The organism is Pseudomonas izuensis (assembly GCF_009861505.1).
Taxonomy (GTDB): Bacteria; Pseudomonadota; Gammaproteobacteria; order Pseudomonadales; family Pseudomonadaceae; genus Aquipseudomonas; species Aquipseudomonas izuensis.
The window spans coordinates 90,965-113,074 of sequence record NZ_WTFT01000012.1 but is presented as its reverse complement, the minus strand read 5'-3'; the positions used below and the strand labels follow the sequence as shown (position 1 = coordinate 113,074).

Sequence of the window (22,110 nt, the reverse complement as noted above, 5' to 3'; positions counted from 1 at the left end):
AGCCAGCTCCTACAGGGGGATGTGTTTTGGTCAGGTAGTTTTGTGGCGTTTGTGAACGAGCTTCATCACCACCACAAAAAACACCGGTACGAATATTACCGCCAGGGTGGCGGTGATCATCCCGCCGATTACCCCGGTGCCGATAGCTTGTTGGCTGGCCGAGCTGGCGCCGGTGGCGATGGCCAGTGGTACCACGCCGAGGATGAACGCCAGGGAGGTCATGACGATTGGCCGCAGACGCAAGCGAGCGGCTTGCAGGGTGGCGTCGATCAGATCGTGGCCTTCGTCGACCAGGCTCTTGGCGAATTCGATGATCAGGATCGCGTTTTTCGCCGACAGGCCAATGATGGTGATCAGCCCGACCTTGAAGAACACGTCGTTGGGCATGCCGCGGAAAGTCACGGCCAGCACCGCGCCGAGCACACCCAGCGGCACCACCAGCAGCACCGAGGTCGGGATCGACCAGCTCTCGTACAACGCCGCCAGGCACAGGAACACGATCAGCAGCGACAACCCCAGCAGGATCGGCGCCTGACTGCCGGACAAGCGTTCCTGCAACGACAGGCCGGTCCATTCCTGACCCAGCCCGGCAGGGCCGAGGGCAACCAGGCGCTCGATTTCGGCCATCGCTTCGCCAGTACTGCGACCCGGTTTAGGCTCGCCGGAAATGCTGATCGCCGGATAGCCGTTGTAGCGGGTCAACTGCGCCGGACCCTGGGTCCATTTGGCCTGGACGAAGGACGACAGCGGCACCATGTTCCCGGCGTTGTTGCGCACATGGATCTTCAACAGGTCGTCAACCTGACTGCGCTGATCGCCCTCAGCCTGCACCACCACCCGCTGCATGCGCCCCTGGTTGGGGAAATCGTTGATGTAGCTCGAACCGACGGCGGTGGACAGCACGCTGCCGATGTCGGCAAAAGAAACACCCAAGGCATTGGCCTGCTTGCGGTCGACGATCAATTGCACCTGCGGCGCTTCGGCCAATGCACTTTCGCGCACGTTCATCAGGATCGGGCTCTTCTCGGCGGCGGCCAGCAATTCGGTGCGCGCGCGCATCAACGTGTCATGGCCCAAGCCGCCACGGTCCTGCAAGCGGAACTCGAAGCCGCTGGAGGTGCCGAGGCCGTCCACCGGTGGCGGCAAGACCGCGAAGGCCATGGCGTCCTTGATCTGGCTGAGGGCGATATTGGCGCGGTCGGCAATCGAACTCGCCGAGTCATCGCCGCCACGCTCGGACCAGTCCTTGAGCGTGGTAAACGCCAGCGCCGCATTCTGCCCACTGCCGGAGAAGCTGAAGCCGAGAATCACCGTGCTGTCGCCGACACCGTGCTCGGTGGCGTTGTGCGCTTCGATCTGCTCGACCACCTGCACCGTGCGGTTTTTGCTCGCGCCCGGAGGCAGCTGGATATCGGTGATGGTGTAGCCCTGATCCTCCACCGGCAGGAACGAGGAGGGCAGGCGACTGAAGCACAGCCCCAGGCCGACCAGCAGCACCCCATAGATCAGCAGGTAACGACCGCTGCGTTTGAGCGCGTAGGCTACCCACCCTTGATAACGTGCAGTGAGTTGCTCGAAGCGACGGTTGAACCAGCCGAAGAACCCGGTCTTTTCATGGTGCTCGCCCTTGGCAATCGGCTTTAGCAGGGTCGCGCACAGCGCCGGGGTCAAGGTCAGGGCGAGGAAGGCCGAGAACAGAATCGAAGTGGCCATCGACAACGAGAACTGCTGGTAGATCACCCCGACCGAGCCCTGCATGAACGCCATCGGAATGAACACCGCCACCAGCACCAGGGTGATGCCGATGATCGCGCCGGTGATCTGCTTCATGGCCTTGCGGGTCGCGTCCTTGGGTGAAAGACCTTCAGTGGCCATGATCCGCTCGACGTTCTCCACCACCACGATGGCGTCGTCCACCAGAATACCGATGGCCAATACCATGCCGAACATGGTCAGCACGTTGATCGAGAAACCCAGCGCCAACATGGTCGCAAAGGTGCCCATCAGCGCCACCGGCACCACCAGGGTCGGGATCAGCGTATAGCGAATGTTTTGCAGGAACAGGAACATCACCGCGAACACCAGCACCATCGCTTCAAGCAGGGTGTACACCACCTTGGTGATCGAGACCTTGACGAAGGGCGAGGTGTCGTACGGGATCTTGTACTCGACGTTGGCCGGGAAGTAGCGCGACAGTTCATTCATCTTCGCCCGCACCAGGGTCGCGGTGCTCAGGGCGTTGGCCCCCGGCGACAGTTGCACGCCGACGGCGGTGGATGGCTTGCCGTTCAGGCGCGTGGAAAACTGGTACTCCTGGCTGCCGATCTCGACTCTGGCGACGTCAGCGATGCGCACCGTGGAACCGTCGGGATTGGCCTTGAGCACGATGTCGGCGAACTCTTCCGGGGTCGACAACTGGCCCTTGACCAGAATGGTCGCGGTGATTTCCTGGGTGGTACGGCTTGGCAAATCACCAATACTGCCCGCCGAAACCTGGGCGTTCTGCGCGACGATCGCGGCGTTGACGTCGGCGGGTGTGAGGTTGAAAGCGATCAGTTTCTGCGGGTCGATCCAGATGCGCATCGCCCGCTCGGCGCCATACAACTGGGCCTTGCCGACACCGTCCAGACGCTTGATCTCGTTCATCACATTGCGCGCCAGGTAATCGCTGAGCGCTACGTCGTCGAGCTTGCCGTCGCTGGAGGTCAGGGTGATCAACAACAGGAAACCGGCGGAGACTTTCTCTACCTGCAAGCCCTGTTGATTGACCGCTTGCGGTAGCCGCGATTCCACGACTTTCAGGCGGTTCTGCACATCCACCTGTGCCATTTCCGGGTCGGTGCCGGGCTGGAACGTCGCTTTGATCGTCGCGCTGCCGAGGCTGCTTTGCGACTCGAAATACAACAGGTGATCAGCACCGTTGAGCTCTTCCTCGATCAGGCTGACTACGCTCTCGTCCACGGTCTGCGCTGAAGCACCGGGGTACACGGCATAGATTTCGACCTGTGGCGGTGCGACGTCGGGGTACTGCGCCACCGGCAGCTGCGGAATGGACAGCGCACCGGCGAGCAGGATGAACAGGGCGACCACCCAGGCGAACACCGGGCGGTCGATAAAGAACTGCGGCATAAACAAGCGTCCTGCTTACTGGCCAGAAACCTGGGCAAGGGGAAGAGGGGAGTCGTCGATCTGCACTTTTTCGCCGGGGCGCGCATGTTGCAGGCCTTCGATGACGATACGGTCGCCCGGTTTGAGCCCGCCGGTGACGATCCAGCGATCGTTCTGCACCGGGCCCAATTCCACCGGTTGCCGGGCGACCCTTTGTTGCGCGTCGAGCAGTAGCACTTGAGCAATGCCGGCGCTGTCACGCTGGATCGCCCGTTGCGGCACGCTGATGCCTTGCTGGTTCACCGCTTGCTCCAGGCGCACCCGCACGAAGCTGCCGGGCAGCAGGTCGAGGTCCGGGTTGGGGAATTCGCTGCGCAGGATGATCTGGCCAGTGCCCGGGTCGACCGTGATGTCGGAGAACAGCAGCTTGCCCGGCAGCGGGTAGAGGCTACCGTCATCCTGAATCAGCGTGGCCTTGGCCTGTCCCTGGCCCACTTCCTTCAGCTGACCGGAACGGAAGGCGCGGCGCAGGTCATTGAGTTCGCGGGTGGATTGGGTGAGGTCGGCGTGGATCGGGTTCAGTTGCTGAATCAGCGCCAGCGGCGTGGTTTCGTTTTGCCCGACCAGGGCCCCTTCGGTGACCAGTGCGCGGCCGATGCGCCCGGAAATCGGTGCGGTGACAGTGGCGTAGCCAAGGTTCAGTTTCGCCCGTTCAACGGCGGCTTTGCTGGCGGCCACGTCGGCGGCGGTCTGCCGCGCATTGGCCCGGGCGTTGTCGTAGTCCTGGCCGCTGATGGCCTTGTCGTCGATCAACTGGGCGTAACGCTGTTCTTGCAACCGGGCCTGGAACGCGTTGGCCTCGGCCTTGCGCAATGCCGCTTCGGCGCTGTCGAGGTCAGCCTTGAACGGCGCCGGGTCGATGCGGAACAGCACGTCGCCCTGTTTCACGTCGCTGCCTTCACGGAAGGTGCGTTGCAGGACCACGCCGGCGACACGGGCACGCACTTCGGCGATGCGTGGCGCGGCGATGCGTCCGCTCAACTCGCTGCTGATGGTCAGCGGTCGGGTTGAGAGGGTTTCGATGCGCACGGTGGCCAGTGGCGCCTGTTCTTCGGCGGTCGAGGCCTTGTCGCACGCGCTCAGCGTCAACGCCAGAGCCAGAAGGCTGAGCCTGGCAAGCAGATTCTTTGACATGAATTACCCCAATAATGACCCCCAGCATCCTACTGGGCGGCGGGGAGGGTAGCGGTGAAGCTTTGTTGGCGCTGTGTGAAATTGTGTAAGGGTTTTACTCAGGTGTGTGCGGGGGCGTATATCCTTGAATCCTTTTCAGGCGGATACACCGCCATCGCGGGCAAGCCTTGCTCCCACAGGATTACGCAAGACCCGTGGGAGCAAGGCTTGCCCGCGATAACGATCTAATGGTCACCACCGAATTTGCTGGAAACACCCCATGCCCAACATCCTCCTGGTCGAAGACGACACCGCCCTCGCCGAACTGATCGCCAGCTACCTGGAACGCAACGGCTACTGTGTCAGCGTCATCAGCCGTGGCGATCAGGTGCGCGAGCGTGCGCGGGTCACGCCGCCGGATCTGGTGATCCTCGACCTGATGCTGCCCGGTCTTGACGGCCTGCAAGTCTGCCGTTTGCTACGGGCGGACTCCGCGACCCTGCCGATCCTGATGCTCACCGCCCGCGACGACAGTCACGATCAGGTGCTGGGTCTGGAAATGGGCGCCGACGACTATGTCACCAAACCCTGTGAACCGCGGGTGTTGCTGGCGCGGGTACGTACCTTGCTGCGGCGCAGCAGTCTCAGCGAACCGCAGACCGTCAACGACCGCATTGTGATGGGCAACCTGTGCATCGACCTGTCCGAACGCACCGTGACCTGGCGCGACCAACCGGTGGAACTGTCCAGCGGCGAATACAACCTGCTGGTGGTGCTGGCCCGGCACGCCGGCGAAGTGCTGAGCCGCGACCAGATTCTGCAACGCCTGCGCGGCATCGAATTCAACGGCACAGACCGTTCGGTGGACGTGGCGATCTCCAAGCTGCGGCGCAAGTTCGACGACCATGCCGGCGAGGCGCGCAAGATCAAGACGGTGTGGGGCAAGGGTTACCTGTTCAGCCGCTCCGAGTGGGAATGCTGAGACAATGTTCAGAATCCTGTTTCGCCTGTATCTGGTGACGATTGTTTCGTTCAGCGCGGCGATCTATCTGGTGCCGGACCTGGTGATCAAGGTCTTCCACGAGCGCTTTCTGACCTACAACCTCGATTATTCCCGTGGCCTGCAAACCCTCATGGTGAAGCAGTTCAAGGCGGTGCCAATCGAGCAGTGGCCAGCCCTGGCGGCGGAGATGGACAAGGAGTTTCATCCGCTGCACATCGTGCTCAGCGCCAATGACGATCCTGTTTTTTCCCTTGATGAGCAACAGCGTTTGCAGCGTGGCGAGAACGTCGTGCGCATCGGCGACTGGGGTTGGCGCACCCTGGCGGTGGCACCGCTGGACGAGCACACCGTGGTGCAAATGGTGGTGCCACCGGATCCGACGGACGTCAGCTTGTTGTACTGGAGCATCAACGTGCTGATCGGTGCAACCATGCTCGCCTGCCTGTTGCTGTGGCTGCGCCCGCACTGGCGCGATCTGGAACGGCTCAAGGGTACGGCCGAGCGTTTTGGCAAGGGGCACTTGAGCGAACGCACGCAGATTGCACCGAGCTCAAACATTGGCAGCCTGGCCAACGTCTTCGACACCATGGCCGGTGATATCGAAAACCTGCTGAACCAGCAGCGCGATCTGCTCAACGCCGTCTCCCACGAATTGCGCACGCCACTGACCCGCCTGGATTTCGGTCTGGCCCTGGCCCTGTCCGACGATCTACCGGCCGCCAGCCGCGAACGCCTGCAAGGGCTGGTGGATCACATTCGCGAACTCGATGAACTGGTGCTGGAACTGCTGTCCTACAGTCGCCTGCAAAACCCGGCGCGTGTGCCGGAACAGATCGAGGTATCGCTGGATGAATTCATCGACAGCATTCTGGGCAGCGTCGATGACGAGCAATCACCTGACATCGTCATCGACGTGCTCCTGCACGGTCAGCTCGAACGCTTCACCCTCGACCCGCGCCTGACCGCCCGCGCCCTGCAGAACCTGCTGCGCAACGCCATGCGCTACTGCGAAAAACGCATCCAGATCGGCGTGCAGGTGTGTCCTAAAGGCTGCGAAATCTGGGTGGACGATGACGGCATCGGCATTCCAGATGATGAGCGTGAGCGGATTTTCGAGCCGTTCTACCGGCTGGATCGCAGCCGCGATCGCGCCACCGGTGGGTTTGGTTTGGGGCTGGCGATCAGTCGGCGGGCGCTGGAGGCGCAGGGGGGGACGCTGACTGTTGAGGCGTCACCGCTGGGCGGGGCGCGGTTTCGATTGTGGTTGCCGACGCCGGTATGATGCAGCACGACCTGTCAAACCTGACAGTAGTCACCCTTTCCTTTTAGGCGTTTCATTGTCCCTACGCAGTCAGGCTGTCGCGCCACGCACTGATGACTGGAGGGTGGAGATGGGAACGCCAACAACAAGAATGGGCAAAGGGACGATCAACGCGATCAGGGTTGTCTGGGTCGATTCCATGTGGACGAAGTTCGCCATGGTCGTACCGGATGATGGCTGTTCCAGGCTGGCAGTCAGGATCGGCCCTAACCGCACGCCTGAGGGGCAGGATCATTTCCTCGTGGGCGACAAGGTGAAATACACATTGGTACTGGATTCTTTGGGGGCGTTTCCGAAGGCGCAGGATCTTGTGAAGTCTGGAGCGGGTAGCAGGCCTGTCTGATCGACCGGCCTGAAGGTCACAGCATCATGCGCTCAACCTTGCGCGCAACACCGTGGCCATACCCTCCAGATCCGCCATCGGGTTATGCCCGATCAGCATCCACGCATGCTCCATGTCAGCCCAATAGACAATGTTCATCCCGCGCCGACGTTCCTGGGCGAAATGCCGGCTGCCGCTGTTGGAGCGGGTGACGCACAGCGCCATCGGACCATGGACCGGGTCGAGGTAGCTGATCTGGGCGATGGGCACGCCGTCGTATTCAAGGATTTGCGCGCGTTTGAACTCGGCGCGGGGCAAAGTCAGCTGCGCAGGCGTGAGGACCAGGCCCAGGCGTGCATCGAGGGTTCGCAATTGCGCGCGTTGGGTGGCTTCGTCGCCGGGCAAGTGGTCGAGTGTTTGCGGCACATAAAGCGCCATGTAGTCGGCCACCAATTGGCGCCAGTTGTCCTGCTGCTGTGTGGTTTGCCAGCCGAGGAACAAACGATCCGCCAGTACACCGCTGACCACCAGCCCGGCTGCCGCCGCGAGGAACCAGCGACGATTGAGTGTCGGACGGGCTGGCGAGGGCAGGGTGTCGAGCATGGCTTGCAGGCGATCCACCGGAGCCTGGCGCCCCAGTTCGTCGTAAGCCGCCTTGAACGGCAGGCTGCTGCGGTTCAGCCATTGCAGGCGCAGGCCGAGCATCGGGTCTTCGGCCACGGCCGCGTCGATAAGCTGACGCTGTACGGTGTCGAGTTGGTCATCCAGATAAGCCACCAGTTGCTCGTCCGGGATTCGCGCGTTCATCGACGTTCTCCGCTGGAAGGGTTCGGCACGGACTGCAAGGGCGGGTATTCGGCGAGTTTGCCCCGGGCAGCCGCCAGGCGACTCATGACGGTGCCGATGGGCACTTGCAGGACTTCGGCGACTTCGCGGTAGGACAGGCCTTCGACATAGGCCAGGAACACCGTTTCGCGCTGGGCTTCGGGCAATGCATCGACACGGCGGATGACTTGCGCCGCCATGACATGGGTTTGCGCCGCGTGTTCACCGTCGAACGACAACACCTCTTCGCCCTCCATCGTGCCTTGACCATGTCGCACCCGACGGGCCCGTACTTCATTGAGCCAGATCGAATGCAGAATGCTCATCAGCCAGCGGTCCATGCGCGTGCCCGATTCGAATTGTCCGGCCCGTTCCAGCGCCCGCACACAGGTGGCTTGCACCAGGTCTTCGGCGACATGCCGTTGCCTGGACAACAGCAAGCCGTAGCGCCACAAACGCGCCAGATGCTGGCCCAGTTCTGCCCGTATTGCCTGATCGCTGGCGATGACGACCTCCGTCCATTCGGTGTGTCAGGTTTTCGATGAGTCGTTGATGGCTTCTGCCAGATCCTGGTATTCCTCGCAGCTCGTGTTGCCACAAATCGATTTAATCTGCTGCAATTGTTCCTGGGCGAGGTCCAGCTGACCCTTGATCACATAGGCTTCGCCGAGGTACTCGCGAACCTTCGCGTACTGCGGGTCGAGCTGGACCGATTGGAGGTAATAACCGATGCCTTCGTCGGTGCGCCCCAGTTTACGCGTGGCGTAGCCGCGATAGTTGAGCGCCTTGGCGGTATTGGGGTCTTTGAGCGTGTCGAGCAGCGCCAGGGCCTCTTCGTAGCGCCCGGCCTTGGCCAGCTGATAAGCATAATCGGTACGGTCGGCGTCCGGCACCAGATTGCTGGTTTGCTTGACGCATTTCTGCGACTTCTTGTCGAGGACCTGGCCTCTGGGGCACTGGGGAGCGGCGGGAGCGTCATCGTCGCCGTGGGCCCATGCCTGTGACCCGGACAGCACGACAGCGAGTATCAAGGGGGCGGTGAATATCGAGTAGCGGCTATTCATGGGGAGTGCTCCACGCGTATCGGGGTTGGGACAGCGAACGGGCCGAAAAGGTTGGGTGTCGGTGACCACCTGATATTGAACACCGCTGCGTGACCAATTATTCATTTTTTTCTTTTGGTTTGCCCAAGGGGCGTCAGGTCAGCGGCGCGACCATTCGCGAGCAGGCTCGCTCCCACAGGGGAACGCATTTCAAATGTGGGAGCGAGCCTGCTCGCGAAGAGGCCGGAAACGGCACCGCATCACTCCACCGGTCCCGTTTTTGGCCGAACCACGGCCTTACTGCCCACCTCCATGCCTTGGTATAGTCGGACCTCTTTTTTGCCTGCTAAAAGGATCACCGGCATGTCTCAATACACCGCGTTCACCGTCGAACTGGTTGATAAAATCGCCCATGTGCAAATCAATCGCCCGGAAAAGATCAATTCGATGAACGCTGCGTTCTGGAGCGAAATCATCGAGATTTTCCAGTGGATCGACGACACCGACGAAGTGCGGGTGGTGGTCCTCAGTGGTGCCGGCAAGCACTTTTCCTCCGGCATCGACCTGATGATGCTGGCGGGCGTCGCCAATGAGCTGGGCAAAGACGTCGGGCGCAATGCACGTCTGCTGCGACGCAAGATCCTCACCCTGCAAGCGTCCTTCAATGCCGTCGATAACTGCCGCAAACCGGTACTCGCGGCCATCCAGGGCTATTGCCTGGGGGGCGCCATTGATCTGATCGCTGCATGCGACATGCGTTACGCCGCCGAAGACGCGCAGTTCTCGATCAAGGAAATCGACATCGGCATGGCCGCCGACGTTGGCACACTGCAACGCTTGCCGCGGATCATCGGTGACGGCATGCTGCGTGAACTGGCTTACACTGGTCGCACTTTCGGCGCCGAGGAAGCGCGTGGCATGGGACTGGTCAATCGTGTCTACAGCGACACCGCCAGCCTGCTCGACGGCGTCATGGGCATTGCCCGAGAGATTGCGGGCAAGTCGCCGATTGCCGTCACCGGCACCAAGGAGATGATCAGCTACATGCGCGATCATCGCATCGATGACGGCCTTGAATACGTCGCTACATGGAACGCCGCCATGCTGCAATCCACCGATTTACGCGTGGCCATGGCCGCCCACATGAGCAAACAGAAACCCGAATTTCTGGATTGATTGAAAAATGACTCCACGCTGGACCACTGCAGTTCTGGACACTGATCAACCTGGCGGCTGGGCCGTGGCGCGCAGCCCGGAAGGCTTTCTGTTCGATGACAATGGCGCGTTGTTTCCCCGTGAATGGCTCAAGCGCCAGGAGCTGCCGATTCTGGCCGAACACGGTATTGGTCACCTCGACGGCGAGCCGGTGTACCTGCTGGAGCTGCGCAACCACAGCGAAGTGTCGGGTTGCAACTGGAAAGGCCTGCGGGCGTTCATGCTCGAAGGCGATCACACGCTCTACAAGGTGCTCGGTTACGCCGCGCAGATCGGCACCTGGGCCCGTGAACATCGCTTTTGCGGCAACTGTGGTCAGGCCATGACCCAGGTGCCGCGCGAACGAGCCATGTATTGCCAGCCCTGCGACATACGCAGCTATCCGCGGATTTCGCCGAGCATGATCGTGCTGGTGACCCGTGGCGACGAGATTTTGCTGGGGCGTTCGCCACGCTTTGTGCCGGGGGTCTACAGCACACTGGCGGGGTTTGCCGAACCGGGCGAATCGGCCGAGGATTGCCTGATTCGCGAGGTGCGTGAAGAAGTGCGGATCGAGGTGAAGAACATCCAGTACATGGGCAGCCAGTGCTGGCCGTTCCCGCACTCGATGATGCTCGGCTTCCATGCCGAATACGCCGGTGGCGAAATCGTCTGTCAGGAAGACGAGATCGAAGACGCCCAGTGGTTCAACGTACATGCGCTGCCGCCGTTGCCGGCGTCGCGCTCGATTGCCCGCTACCTGATCGACGTCTACGTGGCGCGGCGATTAGGCCACGCTGAACCAGTGTTGCCAGGCTAACCGCACGGTCAGCCCCAACACCACGGTGATGAACACCGGACGAATGAACTTCGCGCCGCCACTGATGGCGGTGCGAGCACCGAAGAACGCTCCGACCATCACCGACAGGCCCATGCACAGGCCGATGATCCAGTCCACCTGCCCGGAAAACACGAACACCGACAGCGCTGCAATGTTGCTGACGAAGTTCATGCTGCGCGCCACGCCGCTGGCCTTGACCAGGTCGATCGGGTACAGCAGCAGACTGCTGACGGTCCAGAACGCGCCGGTGCCGGGACCGGCCACGCCATCGTAGAAACCGAGGCTGAAGCCCTGGGTCGACTGCCACTTCTTCTTGATCGGTGCGTCGCTGTCCAGCGGCGCTTTCGGCGTGCCGCCAAACAACAGGTAAATGCCACAGGCGAAGACGATCACTGGCAGCATCTTGTTCAGCCATTCCGCCGGCAGGTAGTGCGCGACGATGGCACCGGTCAGCGCACCGACCAGGGTGCCGACGATGGCGTGCATCCACTGTTTGGGGTGGAACAGCTTGCGGCGGTAAAAGGTGAAGCTGGCGGTGGCCGAACCGAAGGTCGAACTGAGTTTGTTGGTGCCCAGCACCAGGTGCGGCGGCAAGCCGGCGGTGAGCAAGGCCGGGGTGGTCAACAGACCGCCACCGCCAGCGATGGCATCGATGAAACCGGCAATGAAAGCGACAAGGGCCAGAATGGCCAGGGTGGTGAGGTCAACGCTGAGTTCGAAAGGCATGGAATCGGCTTAATCGGCAGGGTGCAGCGAAGGGGCTGCGGGGAAGGGGCGGTATCTTACCTCTATCCCACTTCTGCGGCGACTGCTCTGGCCTCATCGCGGGCAAGCCACGCTCCCACAATTGATCGCATTCTTCTGTAGGAGCCGGCTTGCCGGCGAAAGCGGTTTGACCGTTGACGACGATGTCGACTTAAAGTTCGCTTTCGCTGGCAAGCCAGCTCCTACAGGTGGTCAGTGGTTACAGGCCGAGATCCGACAGACCCGGATGATCGTCAGGACGACGCCCCAGCGGCCAGTGGAACTTGCGGTCGCTTTCCTTGATCGGCATGTCGTTGATGCAGGCAAACCGGTTGGCCATCAAGCCATTCTCGTCGAATTCCCAGTTTTCGTTGCCGTAGGAACGGAACCAGTTGCCCGAATCGTCGTGCCATTCATAGGCGTAGCGCACGGCGATGCGGTTACCGGTAAAGGCCCAGAGTTCCTTGATCAGGCGATAGTCCAGTTCCTTGGCCCATTTACGGGTCAGGAAGCCCTTGGCTTCTTCGCGGTTATAGGCGAACTCGGCGCGGTTACGCCATTTGGTGTCCAGGGTGTAGGCCAGCGACACCCGTTCCGGGTCGCGGGAGTTCCAGCCATCTTCGGCCAGGCGGACTTTTTCGATGGCCGATTCACGGGTGAAGGGCGGCAATGGCGGACGAACTTCGGCATTAGACATGTCATGTCTCCGTATAAAGTTAAAGTTCCAGCAAGTTTCGGGCTTGATTAAGTTATTACAGGTCCAATAACTTTCGCGCCATGCATTGCGCATTATCGGCGGCACTGTGATCACCCATTACAAGCGCCACGGTTATGGCACCGTCAATCAGGATCAGCAGCTGTTTGGCCAGCAACTGCGGATCTTCGGCGCCATGTTCGGTACACAGCTCGCAAACGTAGTCGAGCAGCTTCTGTTTGTGGTCTTTGGCGACGAGGCGGACCGGGTCCTGCGGATCGCCGGTTTCGCCACTGGTGTTGATGAAGGCGCAGCCGCGAAAGCCTTCCGAGACAAACCAGGACTTGAGCACGGTAAACAGGTTGAGCAGGCGGTCGGCCGGGGTTTCGGCCTGGCCGACTTCGCTTCTGTACCAGTGCATCCAGCGTTGGTCCCGGCGTTGCAGGGCCGCGACGGTGAGCTCCTCCTTGTTGGCGAAGTAGCGGTAGATGCTTTTTCTGGAGACGCCGGCGGTTTTCACCAGAAGATCCATGCCGGTGGCGGCAATGCCACTTTTGTAGATCAACTTTTCGGTGACATCCAGAATGATGTCGCGTGTGTCATTACTGTTTAATTCGTTCATGTGGCTAACAGTAGAACGATCGTTCTCCTTGGTCAATTATTATTTTTCGTAGACCAATGGATCGCCTTCGCTGGCAAGCCAGCTCCTACAGGGGAATGCGATCAACCGGTAGGAGCTGGCTTGCCAGCGAAGGGGCCATCACAGACAGTCACAAGACCCAAACCCATCCATGGTGTAAGCTCTCAAACTCTCTGGATTCGACCCGATTGCGAGCCCTATGCCGTTGCTTTTCAAACGTTCCCTGCTGCCCAAACTGCGCAGTTTTCCGTTGACCGCCGATGCCGTCACCATCCTCTCTGGCGCTGCCGAGTTCCGGCGTTGCTTGCTGGAAAAAATTGCCAGCGCCACGCAGCGCATTTATATCGTCGCGCTGTACCTGCAACAGGATGAGGCCGGGCAGGAAATTCTCGATGCCTTGCACGCAGCCAAGCTGGCGCGTCCGCATCTGGACGTGGTGGTCGTCGTCGACTGGCTGCGCGCCCAGCGCGGTCTGATCGGTGCCGGCAAGCAACCGGGCAACTCGGCCTGGTATCAGGAGATGACCCGTACCCACGATAGCGAAGTACCGGTGTATGGCGTGCCGGTGCAGACCCGTGAGCTGTTCGGCGTATTGCATCTGAAGGGCTTCATCATCGATGACTGCGTGATCTACAGCGGTGCGAGCCTGAACAACGTCTACCTGCACAAGTTCGACAAATACCGCTACGACCGTTATCACCTGCTGCACAACCGTGCCCTGGCCGACTCGATGCAGCATCTGGTTCAACATGGCCTGGTGGCGTCCAAGGCGGTACACCGCCTCGATCTGCCGAACCTGCCGACCACCCGCAGCCTGCGCAACGACATCGGCGACCTGCGCAGCCGCCTCAAGCACGCGGCGTACGACACGACCGAGGGCACCACGGATAAAGGTGGCCTGTCGGTGAGCCCATTGCTGGGCGTGGGCAAGAACAACCCGCTGAACCGGGTGATCTGCGAACTCATTGCCAGCGCCCAGCAACAACTGACCATTTGCACGCCATACTTCAATTTACCGCTGGCGATCATTCGCGAGATCAACCGGGCATTGGCCCGCGGCGTGAAGATCGACATCGTGGTGGGCGACAAGACCGCCAACGACTTCTACATTCCGCCGAGCGAGCCGTTCAAGGTGATCGCGGCGCTGCCGTATCTCTACGAAATCAGCCTGCGCCGCTTCGCCAAGCGCCATCAGCGCAACATCGACAGCGGCCAGCTGAATCTGCACCTGTGGAAGGATGGCGATCACACCTACCACCTCAAGGGTATGTGGATCGATCAGCGATACACCTTGCTGACCGGCAACAACCTCAACCCGCGGGCGTTCCGCCTCGACCTGGAAAACGCCTTGCTGATCGATGATCCGAAAGGTGAATTGCTCGAACCACGTGCCAAGGAGTTGAAAGAAATCTTCCAGCACACCACGCGCATCGAGCGTTATCAGGATCTGGAAACATTGCCTGAATACCCGGCGGGGGTGGCGAAGTTTCTCAAGCGCGTGAGCCGGGTGCGCATTGAGCGGTTGCTCTACCGGATTTTGTAAAGCCTGAAAAAGCTTCGCTGGCAAGCCAGCTCCTACAGGGTTCATGCAATCTACATGTAGGCGCTGGCTTGCCAGCGAAGGGGCCCGCCAACGCGCAACAAAACTCAGTTCAAACCCAGTTTCCCACGCAACGTCGACAAATCCTCAGCCAGTGTATTGACCGGCCCCACCAGCGCCTTGCGGTCGCTTTCCTTCACTTTGTCATAGGTCTCGAAACCGCCATCCCTGGTTTTGTACTTGGCCAGTGTCTTGTTCACCGTGGCAAAGTTCTTGTCGACCTTGGCAATGAACGCCGCATCCTGCTTCTCGATTTGTGGACGGAACAGGTCGACGATTTTCTTCGCGCCGTCGATGTTGCCCTGGAAGTCATAAAGGTCGGTGTGGCTGTAGCGATCTTCCTCGCCGGCGATCTTGGTGGCCGCCACTTCTTCCAGCAGCGTAGCGGCACCGCCGACGACTTTTTCCGGCGGGAAGGTCAGGCCGGCGACACGGCTTTGCAGGTCTTTGACGTTCTTGTCCAGGCCATCCGCCAACTCGCCCAGGCCCTGGGTGCTGTTTTCCGAGAACAGCGAATATTCGATGCGGTGGAAACCGGTGAAGTCTTCGGCCTTTACGCCTTTTTCATGGTCGTCGACCCGTGAGTCGATAGAGGCATCGAGGTCACTGAACAGCTCGGCGATCGGCTCGATCGATTCGTAGTAAACCCGGGTCGGCGCATAGAGTTTTTTCGCGGTGGCCAGGTCACCTTTTTTCACCGCGTCAGTGAACTGTTGGGTGTGGCTGGCCAGTTCATCCAGTTGCTCGGTGACGTAGATCTTGTAGTCGGAAATGGGTTGCACCAGCTCCAGCGGCGCCGTCGCCGCGAAAGCCGAAAGCGGAGTGTCGAGCAAGCCCAGGGTCAGCATTAGCGCAATTGGCATTTTTTTCATGAGTGGCTCCGAGGGGGTTAGGCAGTGGTTTTTATGGGTGTTGCATCAAGCAGCGAGCGACCGATGAAATCCTGCTCGCCGGTGACACCGGGCAAGGTGAAGAAGTACCCGCCGCCGACCGGCTTGAGGTATTCCTCCAGCGGCTCGCCGTTGAGCCTCGTTTGCACGGTGATGAAGCCTTTTTCCAGATCGGCCTGGTAGCAGATGAACAGCAGGCCCATCTCCAGCTGACCGTTCTTGTTCACGCCGTTGGAGTAGTTGAACGGCCGACGCAGGATCAGGTTGGCCTGGGTCGCGGTGGTGCGCGGGTTGGCCAGGCGGATGTGTGCATCGAGTCTGGTCAGTTTGCCGTCGGGGTCCTTGGCATAGTCAGGCACCTCGGTTTCATGGCTGCCGCCCATGGGCGCGCCGGTGCTTTTGACCCGGCCAAGAATGCTTTCCTGTTCCTGCAAGGGCGTGCGGTCCCAGCGCTCGACGAAGTTGCGGATGATCCGCACCGCCTGATAGCTGCCGTTGACGGCCCAAGCCGGTTCGTCGCTGCCCGGTTGCACCCAGACGATGCTGTCCATGGCCTTGGCATCGTTGGAATCGGGGTTGGCCGAACCATCGCGAAAACCCAGGAAATTGCGCGCGCTCTGCGCCGGTTTACCGGGTTTCGCCGGGGCCTGGGGTGGCACGCTGCCTTCCTGCTTCCAGCGCACCAGCAGCAGGTCCGGGAGGTTTTTGACGATGTCGCGCAGGGCGTGGATGTTGGTGTCGGCGGTGTTGGCGCAGAACTGCAGGCTCAGGTCGCCATGGCAGCAGTCGGCTTCCAGCGCATCGTTGGGGAAGCCGACCATGCGCGTCAGGCGCCTGGGCTTGACGTCTGCCAGGCCGAAACGCTCGTCGAACAGCGAGGCGCCCACCGATAGGGTGATGGTCAGGTTGTCTGGCGTGACGATCGGGCCGAGGATCCCCGAATCCACCGGCGGCAGTTTCGGATCGACCTGTGTCACCGGGCCGCCCTTCATCAGGAACGCGATCCGTTCGTTGAGGGTGCGGAACAGCCGCTCCAGGTCGTCGCGGTCGCTGGCCAGCACATCGAACGCCACCAGCATGCCGGACGCCGGTCGCGGGGTGACGATGCCGCTCTGGTGTTTACCGTGGAACGCGTGACGGTCTTCGGTGCGCTCGCTGCTGGGGGCTTCGGTGACCTGTGCGGGGCTGGCGGCCATGGCCGGGCAGCTCAGCGCCACACCTGTGAGGGCGACACCGGCGGCGCCCATGCCCATCAATACCCGGCGACGTTGAAGGTTGAGTGGCTCTGAATCGTTCATCTTGAAGTCGTCTTCTGCTTACAGGCCGGAAAGGCCGAGGGCGGGGTCGATATCGTCGAGTGCGGTGGCCAATGCCTTGGCCTTCTCGGCGATCTGCTGGCGCTGTGCGGCGCTGACGCTGTCGTAACTGGCGTAGCCGTCGTTGAGCTTGAAACCATTGAGCTGGGCATCGAAGGCAGTCAGGGCGCTGTCGATTTTCGGTAGCAGATCGGCGGCGGACTTGGCCAGCAGCGGACGCAGCAGTTCGACAACCTTGCGCGCAGCGTCGAGGTTGCCGGCAAAGCCGTTCAGGTCGCTGTGGCTATAGCGTTCTTCTTCGCCGCTGCGGGCACGGACTTCGCTCATGTTGTTGAGGTTGCGCCCCACGATGCTTACCAGTTGTTCCGGTGGCAGCGACTGGGCCAGCAGCTGTTGTTTGAGGCGGGTGACATCGGTCAGCAGGCGCTGGGCGACCGGTGCCAGACCGTCGAGGTCGCGTTGCTGGAACAGCGCGTATTCGAGGCGATGGAAGCCCATGAAAGCGGGGTCCTGTTCGCGTTTTTCGAAGTAGTCGGCACGGGCGTTGATCCCGTTGTCCAGCTTGGCCATGCGCTGGGCCGCGGGGGCCAGCCGTTGATAAGCGGCGCGAGCGGGAATGTACAAGGCTTGAGCCTGGCTCAAGTCGCCGGCTTCGATGGCTTGATCGAGCGCGGCGACGGTCTGGATCAGCGCAGTACCCTGGCTGCTCAGGTACACGCGAAATTCCGACAACGGTCCCACGAAGGCGACCATCGACGGTCTGGCTTTGGCCGCCGCATCCGAGGCCGCCGTCGGCGTTACGTGCAAGGTGCCGCGCGGGTTGCTCAGCAAGCCGCAGGTGATGGCGTAATCGCCGGGCAACAGGTTGGCGTTGATCACCTGGCTCAGACCCGGGGCGATGTTTTCCCGCTCTTCGATCACCAATACACCGTCGAGGATTTCCCATTCAACGGCACGGTCGGAACGGTTGACGATCCGGAAACTGGCGTGGCCGGCTGGAATGGTCAGTGCGTTGGGTTCGCAGCTGTGCGGATCAATGGTCACCAACACTTCGTCGCGGTTGGCCTGGCGTTTAGTGGCGGCCATTTTCGAGGCGTAGTAGAACAGGCCGCCGGCGGCGATCATCACGATCACCGAACCGGCCACCGCCCAGCGCAAGGCGCGGGGAGGAGAGGCCTGGGGGGAGACTGGATTTGGCATGGTTGCCCTTACTGACTGGAAATTAGGAAAACATCGAACCCTGTAGGAGCGAGCCTGCTCGCGATGAACCCACAGGCACCGCTGGGCATCAGGTTTCACGCGTTATCGTTCACGACCATCGCGAGCAGGCTCGCTCCTACAGGGGCTGGGTGCGGGGAGAAAAAACATCAGAAGCGCCACCAGCAGATAAATCAGATAAGCGCCTAGGGTGCTGACGGTCGGTGCGTCCTGATAACCGAACATCCCGGCCAACACCGAGCCCAGCGGACCGTCCATCGGCAGCGTTGAGCTGATGTCGAAGAGCACGGTTTGCAGGTGATTCCACACCCCGGCTTCATGCAGCGCTTGCACGGAATTGGCGAGGATTCCGGCAGCCACCACGAGGATGAACAGGCCGGTCCAGCGGAAGAACGCGCCGAGGTTCAGGCGCATGCTGCCGGTGTAGAGCAGGACACCGATAACGATCGCCAGGATCAGGCCGAGCAGGGCACCGACCGGTGCTGCCGGGCCTTCGCTTTGCTGGAACACCGCGAGCAGGAAAAAAACCGTTTCCAGACCTTCCCGGGCCACGGCGAAAAACACCATGGCGATCAGCGCCGTCACCTGGTGCCTGGAGCCAGTCAGGGCCTGATCGAGGGACGCCTGCAACGAGTGCTTGATCGAACGCGCCACCTTGCGCATCCAGAACACCATGGAACTCAAGATGCCGACGGCCAGCAGGCCGACCACGCCCTCAAACAGTTCCTGTTGTTTCTGCGGAAACTCGGCGCTGACCAGTTCCAGGCCGCCGCCGACCAGCAGGGCCAGGGCGGCGGCGAGGAATACGCCGATCCACACGGCGGGCATCCATTGGCCGCGACCGGTCTGTTTCAGGTAGCTGGCGATGATGCCAACGATTAACGCGGCCTCGATGCCTTCGCGCAGCATGATCAGGAAAGGAACGAGCATTCAGCACCGTGTCGGAAATAGATAGGGTGCTAATTTGTAACATAATGACACTCATTCCCAAATGGGAGTCATTGACATTTACCTGAACCTAAGCTGAACAACCCTGAATATCACCCGTACCCCTGTAGGAGCAAAGCTTGCTCGCGATGAACGATGACGCGGTATGCCTGTTACACCGCGGTGCCTCGATCGCGAGCAAGCTTTGCTCCTACAAAATCAAAAGCGTCGATGCGGGGCGTGGCGTTGGCGGCTGCGCTAATATGCCCACCACTCAAACAAGAACAGGGCTCGCCTCGCGCAATGTCGGAAAAAGACACCATTTCCATTCAACTGGTGCGTGAAGCGCTGTTGCAAAGCTGCACCCCCGGCGTTACCACCCTCGAGGCGTTGAACAAGGTCGGCATCGATCCGTCTCTACTGCTCAGCGATGCTGCGCGGGTGCCGGCCACCGCCTATGCGCGGCTATGGCGCCTGCTGGCGCGTCGTGGGGACGATGAGTTTTTCGGCATGGACCCGCGCAAGCTCAAATCCGGCAGCCTGGCGTTTCTCTGTCGCTGCGCCATGGTCCAGCCGAGCCTGGCGGCGGGCCTCACCAGTGGCCTGGGTTTCCTGTCCTTGATGCTCGAGCGCATGCCCGCCGAACTGGTGCGTCAGCAGAGCCTGGCAGAAATCGTGCTGCTGGAGGATGACCACGAGCCGCGCCGCGCCTTCACCTACTTCACCTACTGGATGATCGTGCACGGTGTCGCGTGCTGGCTGGCCGGGCGGCGCATTCCGATACTGGCCATCGAACTGCGTTGTCCGCAGCCGGACTTCTGCGATGACTACCAGGTGATGTTTTCCGAGAACCTGCGGTTCGACCGGCCACGCACGCGGATGATTTTCTCCGCCGATTGCCTGGATCTGCCAATCAAGCGCACGGAGCAAGAGCTCCAGCGCTTCCTGGCTCAGGCGCCGGCGAATATTCTGGTGAAATATCGCGATCCGCAAAGCCTGGCCAGTCGGATCAAGCATGATCTGCGACAACTGCCTGCCGAACAGTGGCCGGAAACCGAGGCGCTGGCGCAACGCCTGTGCATGTCGGCCTCGACCCTGCGCCGGCGACTGGCCGAGGAGGGCCAGACCTACCAGGGGCTCAAGGACAGTGTGCGCAAGGAACTGGCCATTGTCTGGCTGGCGGAGCCGAGTATCAGCTTCGCGGAGATCGCCACGCGACTGGGGTTTGCCGATGCGAGTTCGTTCTACAAGGCGTTTCGCAAGTGGTCGGGGTCCAATCCGGGGCATTACCGCAGTTTGATCCTCAACGAAGCCACCTGATCAGAATTCAGCGGTGACTGTACCGACGCCATCGCGGGCAAGCCTTGCTCCCACAGGGGGCGTGGTGCTCTTGTGGGAGCAAGGCTTGCCCGCGATGAGGCCCCAACAGGCGCAACACCTGTCAGAACCTTGGCCAAACCAGTCAAACAACTTGATAACTTTGACCATTGCCCCGCACCCCGCGCAGAGCGAGTATTTCCCTGTTGGTCACGGTTCCCCCAACCCAATAAAAATACAAAGGGATTCTGGCAATGCGCGATTACTTGTCTGCCACACAACAGTTCAATTATCAGCACACCGTCGACGCCGCGCTCGCCGGCGATTTGACCGCTCTCAATGCCTGCATCGAGTGTTGTGACCGGCATGCCTTGCCGGGGCGTATCGCGCTGTTCTGGGAAGGCCGCGATGGCGCCAGCGCGACCTACACCTTCGGCGACCTGCAGGACAAGGCCGCGCGATTCGCCAATTTCCTGCTGGCCCAGGGCGTAAAACGCGGCGACAAGGTCGCCGGCCTGCTGCCGCGTAACATCGAATTGCTCATCACCGTGTTCGCCACCTGGCGCATCGGCGCGGTCTACCAGCCGCTGTTCACCGCCTTCGGCCCGAAAGCCATCGAACATCGCCTCAATTCCTCGGGCGCCAAAGTGGTGGTCACCGACGCGGCCAACCGGTCGAAACTCGCTGAAGTCGCCGATTGCCCGACCATCGTCACCGTCGCCGGCCCCAAGGGGCAGGGCATCGTCCGGGGCGACTACAGTTTCTGGGCCGAACTGGCCAACCATTCTCCCGAATGCGAACCGGTGCTGCTGACCGGCGAAGACCCGTTCCTGCTGATGTTTACCTCGGGCACCACCGGTCCGTCGAAAGCGCTGTCGGTGCCGCTCAAGGCCATCGTCGCCTTCCAGAGCTATACCCGGGATGCCGTGGATCTGCGCCCGGAGGACGCGTTCTGGAACGTCGCCGATCCGGGTTGGGCCTACGGCATCTATTTCGGCGTAACCGGCCCGATGTCGATGGGGCACCCGATCACCTTCTACGATGGCCCGTTTACCCTGGAAAGCACCTGCCGGGTCATCAACAAATACGGGATCACCAACCTCACCGGCTCACCCACGGCGTACCGCCTGTTGATTGCCGGCGGCGACGAATTCGCCCGATCGATCAAAGGCAAGTTGCGCATCGTCAGCAGTGCCGGGGAGCCGCTGAACCCGGAAGTGATCCGCTGGTTCTCCGATAACCTTGGGGTGGTCATCCATGACCACTACGGGCAGACCGAACTGGGCATGGTCCTGTGCAACCACCACGGCCTGGAACACCCGATCCACTTGGGCGCCGCGGGTTTTGCCTCGCCCGGCCATCGCATCGTGGTGCTGGACGATGAGTACAAGGAACTGGGCGTCGGCCAGCCGGGCATTCTGGCCATCGACCGCAGCCAATCGCCGATGTGCTGGTTCGCCGGCTACGAAGGCGCACCGACCAAGGCGTTCGTCGGTAACTACTACTTGAGCGGCGACACCGTCGAGTGGAACCCGGACGGCAGCATCAGCTTCGTGGGCCGCAGCGACGATGTGATCACCACGTCCGGCTACCGCGTCGGCCCGTTCGACGTGGAAAGCGCTTTGATCGAACACCCGGCGGTGGTGGAAGCGGCGGTGGTCGGCAAACCCGATCCGGAGCGCACCGAACTGGTCAAGGCCTTCGTGGTACTCAGCCCGCAATACTGCGCGGCGCCGGAACTGGCCGAAGAACTGCGCCAGCACGTGCGCAAACGCCTGGCGGCGCACTCGTACCCCCGTGAAATCGAATTTGTCAGCGAGTTGCCGAAAACCCCAAGCGGCAAATTGCAGCGCTTTATCTTGCGCAACCAGGAAATCGCCAAGGCTCAAGAGGCCGCCGCGAAGAACGTTTCAGCTTGAATCCAAGGAAACAAT

Annotated in this window: 20 protein-coding genes; 8 read left to right on the top strand and 12 right to left on the bottom strand. The window is 61.2% G+C overall.

The window, feature by feature from the left end:
* Nucleotides 1–30: 30 nt before the first annotated feature.
* Together GPL81_RS12630 and GPL81_RS12625 are read right to left on the bottom strand one after the other, a co-directional pair.
* Nucleotides 31–3,129 (bottom strand): efflux RND transporter permease subunit, encoded by a 3,099-nt coding sequence (locus GPL81_RS12630; RefSeq protein ID WP_160106977.1) that lies wholly within the window; start codon nt 3,127–3,129, stop codon nt 31–33.
* A 15-nt stretch (nt 3,130–3,144) separates the two neighbouring features.
* Nucleotides 3,145–4,302: an efflux RND transporter periplasmic adaptor subunit gene (locus GPL81_RS12625; RefSeq protein ID WP_160106976.1), complete on the bottom strand. Its 1,158-nt coding sequence runs from the start codon at nt 4,300–4,302 to the stop codon at nt 3,145–3,147.
* 259 nt (nt 4,303–4,561) lie between these two features.
* On the opposite strand from GPL81_RS12625, the gene GPL81_RS12620 reads away from it, so the two are divergent.
* From GPL81_RS12620 to GPL81_RS12610, 3 genes are all read left to right on the top strand, one after another.
* Entirely contained in the window at nt 4,562–5,263 is a 702-nt protein-coding gene (locus tag GPL81_RS12620; protein WP_160106975.1) for a response regulator, read from the top strand.
* A gap of 4 nt (nt 5,264–5,267) precedes the next feature.
* Nucleotides 5,268–6,566, top strand: a complete 1,299-nt coding sequence (locus GPL81_RS12615) for an ATP-binding protein (RefSeq protein WP_160106974.1) — start codon at nt 5,268–5,270, stop codon at nt 6,564–6,566.
* A 109-nt stretch (nt 6,567–6,675) separates the two neighbouring features.
* Nucleotides 6,676–6,948: a hypothetical protein gene (locus GPL81_RS12610; protein WP_160106973.1), complete on the top strand. Its 273-nt coding sequence runs from the start codon at nt 6,676–6,678 to the stop codon at nt 6,946–6,948.
* A 24-nt stretch (nt 6,949–6,972) separates the two neighbouring features.
* On the opposite strand, the gene GPL81_RS12605 is transcribed toward GPL81_RS12610, so the two are convergent.
* Genes GPL81_RS12605 through GPL81_RS12595 form a run of 3 tightly spaced genes read right to left on the bottom strand, consistent with a single transcriptional unit; the run spans nt 6,973 to nt 8,816 of the window.
* On the bottom strand, nt 6,973–7,734 hold the full coding sequence (locus GPL81_RS12605; protein ID WP_160106972.1) for an anti-sigma factor family protein: 762 nt from the start codon (nt 7,732–7,734) through the stop codon (nt 6,973–6,975).
* Nucleotides 7,731–8,228, bottom strand: a complete 498-nt coding sequence (locus GPL81_RS12600; RefSeq protein ID WP_178122589.1) for an RNA polymerase sigma factor — start codon at nt 8,226–8,228, stop codon at nt 7,731–7,733. The genes GPL81_RS12605 and GPL81_RS12600 overlap by 4 nt, the downstream gene beginning before the upstream one ends.
* 54 nt (nt 8,229–8,282) lie before the next feature.
* Nucleotides 8,283–8,816: a tetratricopeptide repeat protein gene (locus GPL81_RS12595; RefSeq protein ID WP_160106971.1), complete on the bottom strand. Its 534-nt coding sequence runs from the start codon at nt 8,814–8,816 to the stop codon at nt 8,283–8,285.
* A 342-nt stretch (nt 8,817–9,158) separates the two neighbouring features.
* Between GPL81_RS12595 and GPL81_RS12590 the strand changes: the two genes are divergently transcribed.
* The gene (locus GPL81_RS12590; protein ID WP_160106970.1) at nt 9,159–9,971 is read left to right on the top strand and encodes a crotonase/enoyl-CoA hydratase family protein; all 813 of its coding nucleotides are present in this window, start codon (nt 9,159–9,161) and stop codon (nt 9,969–9,971) included.
* A 7-nt stretch (nt 9,972–9,978) separates the two neighbouring features.
* Nucleotides 9,979–10,809: an NAD(+) diphosphatase gene (gene nudC / locus GPL81_RS12585; protein WP_096511706.1), complete on the top strand. Its 831-nt coding sequence runs from the start codon at nt 9,979–9,981 to the stop codon at nt 10,807–10,809.
* On the opposite strand, the gene GPL81_RS12580 is transcribed toward nudC, so the two are convergent.
* The 3 genes from GPL81_RS12580 to GPL81_RS12570 all read right to left on the bottom strand — a co-directional run bounded on the left by GPL81_RS12580 (nt 10,777) and on the right by GPL81_RS12570 (nt 12,890).
* Nucleotides 10,777–11,556 (bottom strand): TSUP family transporter, encoded by a 780-nt coding sequence (locus GPL81_RS12580; protein ID WP_160106969.1) that lies wholly within the window; start codon nt 11,554–11,556, stop codon nt 10,777–10,779. The two genes, nudC and GPL81_RS12580, sit on opposite strands and share 33 nt — an antisense overlap.
* 238 nt (nt 11,557–11,794) lie before the next feature.
* On the bottom strand, nt 11,795–12,271 hold the full coding sequence (locus GPL81_RS12575) for a nuclear transport factor 2 family protein (RefSeq protein ID WP_008152708.1): 477 nt from the start codon (nt 12,269–12,271) through the stop codon (nt 11,795–11,797).
* A gap of 55 nt (nt 12,272–12,326) precedes the next feature.
* A complete protein-coding gene (locus GPL81_RS12570) occupies nt 12,327–12,890 on the bottom strand; it encodes a TetR/AcrR family transcriptional regulator (RefSeq protein WP_096511703.1) in 564 nt (187 codons plus the stop codon).
* Nucleotides 12,891–13,107: 217 nt separating this feature from the next.
* On the opposite strand from GPL81_RS12570, the gene pssA reads away from it, so the two are divergent.
* Nucleotides 13,108–14,451 (top strand): CDP-diacylglycerol--serine O-phosphatidyltransferase, encoded by a 1,344-nt coding sequence (gene pssA / locus GPL81_RS12565; RefSeq protein WP_160106968.1) that lies wholly within the window; start codon nt 13,108–13,110, stop codon nt 14,449–14,451.
* Between the two features lie 104 nt (nt 14,452–14,555).
* Here the strand turns inward: pssA and efeO (GPL81_RS12560) are convergent, their stop codons facing one another.
* The 4 genes from efeO (GPL81_RS12560) to efeU form a co-directional block, all read right to left on the bottom strand.
* A complete protein-coding gene (efeO, locus tag GPL81_RS12560; protein ID WP_160106967.1) occupies nt 14,556–15,380 on the bottom strand; it encodes an iron uptake system protein EfeO in 825 nt (274 codons plus the stop codon).
* A 17-nt stretch (nt 15,381–15,397) separates the two neighbouring features.
* Nucleotides 15,398–16,696: an iron uptake transporter deferrochelatase/peroxidase subunit gene (efeB, locus tag GPL81_RS12555; protein WP_160106966.1), complete on the bottom strand. Its 1,299-nt coding sequence runs from the start codon at nt 16,694–16,696 to the stop codon at nt 15,398–15,400.
* Nucleotides 16,697–16,714: 18 nt separating this feature from the next.
* Nucleotides 16,715–17,914 carry an iron uptake system protein EfeO gene (gene efeO / locus GPL81_RS12550; RefSeq protein WP_160106965.1) on the bottom strand — a complete coding sequence of 400 codons (1,200 nt, stop codon included), beginning with the start codon at nt 17,912–17,914 and terminating at the stop codon, nt 16,715–16,717.
* A 102-nt stretch (nt 17,915–18,016) separates the two neighbouring features.
* Nucleotides 18,017–18,862, bottom strand: a complete 846-nt coding sequence (gene efeU, locus GPL81_RS12545; protein ID WP_160106964.1) for an iron uptake transporter permease EfeU — start codon at nt 18,860–18,862, stop codon at nt 18,017–18,019.
* A gap of 300 nt (nt 18,863–19,162) precedes the next feature.
* On the opposite strand from efeU, the gene GPL81_RS12540 reads away from it, so the two are divergent.
* Nucleotides 19,163–20,179 carry an AraC family transcriptional regulator gene (locus GPL81_RS12540; protein ID WP_160106963.1) on the top strand — a complete coding sequence of 339 codons (1,017 nt, stop codon included), beginning with the start codon at nt 19,163–19,165 and terminating at the stop codon, nt 20,177–20,179.
* Between the two features lie 251 nt (nt 20,180–20,430).
* Nucleotides 20,431–22,095 carry an AMP-binding protein gene (locus GPL81_RS12535; protein ID WP_160106962.1) on the top strand — a complete coding sequence of 555 codons (1,665 nt, stop codon included), beginning with the start codon at nt 20,431–20,433 and terminating at the stop codon, nt 22,093–22,095.
* Nucleotides 22,096–22,110 lie beyond the last annotated feature (15 nt).

Excerpts from the sequence above, each read along its gene's own strand:
- GPL81_RS12630 (WP_160106977.1), bottom strand. The coding sequence starts at position 3,129 with ATGCCGCAGTTCTTTATCGACCGCCCGGTGTTCGCCTGGGTGGTCGCC.
- GPL81_RS12625 (WP_160106976.1), bottom strand. The coding sequence starts at position 4,302 with ATGTCAAAGAATCTGCTTGCCAGGCTCAGCCTTCTGGCTCTGGCGTTG.
- GPL81_RS12620 (WP_160106975.1), top strand. The coding sequence starts at position 4,562 with ATGCCCAACATCCTCCTGGTCGAAGACGACACCGCCCTCGCCGAACTG.
- GPL81_RS12615 (WP_160106974.1), top strand. The coding sequence starts at position 5,268 with ATGTTCAGAATCCTGTTTCGCCTGTATCTGGTGACGATTGTTTCGTTC.
- GPL81_RS12610 (WP_160106973.1), top strand. The coding sequence starts at position 6,676 with ATGGGAACGCCAACAACAAGAATGGGCAAAGGGACGATCAACGCGATC.
- GPL81_RS12605 (WP_160106972.1), bottom strand. The coding sequence starts at position 7,734 with ATGAACGCGCGAATCCCGGACGAGCAACTGGTGGCTTATCTGGATGAC.
- GPL81_RS12595 (WP_160106971.1), bottom strand. The coding sequence starts at position 8,816 with ATGAATAGCCGCTACTCGATATTCACCGCCCCCTTGATACTCGCTGTC.
- GPL81_RS12590 (WP_160106970.1), top strand. The coding sequence starts at position 9,159 with ATGTCTCAATACACCGCGTTCACCGTCGAACTGGTTGATAAAATCGCC.
- nudC (WP_096511706.1), top strand. The coding sequence starts at position 9,979 with ATGACTCCACGCTGGACCACTGCAGTTCTGGACACTGATCAACCTGGC.
- GPL81_RS12580 (WP_160106969.1), bottom strand. The coding sequence starts at position 11,556 with ATGCCTTTCGAACTCAGCGTTGACCTCACCACCCTGGCCATTCTGGCC.
- GPL81_RS12575 (WP_008152708.1), bottom strand. The coding sequence starts at position 12,271 with ATGTCTAATGCCGAAGTTCGTCCGCCATTGCCGCCCTTCACCCGTGAA.
- GPL81_RS12570 (WP_096511703.1), bottom strand. The coding sequence starts at position 12,890 with ATGAACGAATTAAACAGTAATGACACACGCGACATCATTCTGGATGTC.
- pssA (WP_160106968.1), top strand. The coding sequence starts at position 13,108 with ATGCCGTTGCTTTTCAAACGTTCCCTGCTGCCCAAACTGCGCAGTTTT.
- efeO (WP_160106967.1), bottom strand. The coding sequence starts at position 15,380 with ATGAAAAAAATGCCAATTGCGCTAATGCTGACCCTGGGCTTGCTCGAC.
- efeB (WP_160106966.1), bottom strand. The coding sequence starts at position 16,696 with ATGAACGATTCAGAGCCACTCAACCTTCAACGTCGCCGGGTATTGATG.
- efeO (WP_160106965.1), bottom strand. The coding sequence starts at position 17,914 with ATGCCAAATCCAGTCTCCCCCCAGGCCTCTCCTCCCCGCGCCTTGCGC.
- efeU (WP_160106964.1), bottom strand. The coding sequence starts at position 18,862 with ATGCTCGTTCCTTTCCTGATCATGCTGCGCGAAGGCATCGAGGCCGCG.
- GPL81_RS12540 (WP_160106963.1), top strand. The coding sequence starts at position 19,163 with ATGTCGGAAAAAGACACCATTTCCATTCAACTGGTGCGTGAAGCGCTG.
- GPL81_RS12535 (WP_160106962.1), top strand. The coding sequence starts at position 20,431 with ATGCGCGATTACTTGTCTGCCACACAACAGTTCAATTATCAGCACACC.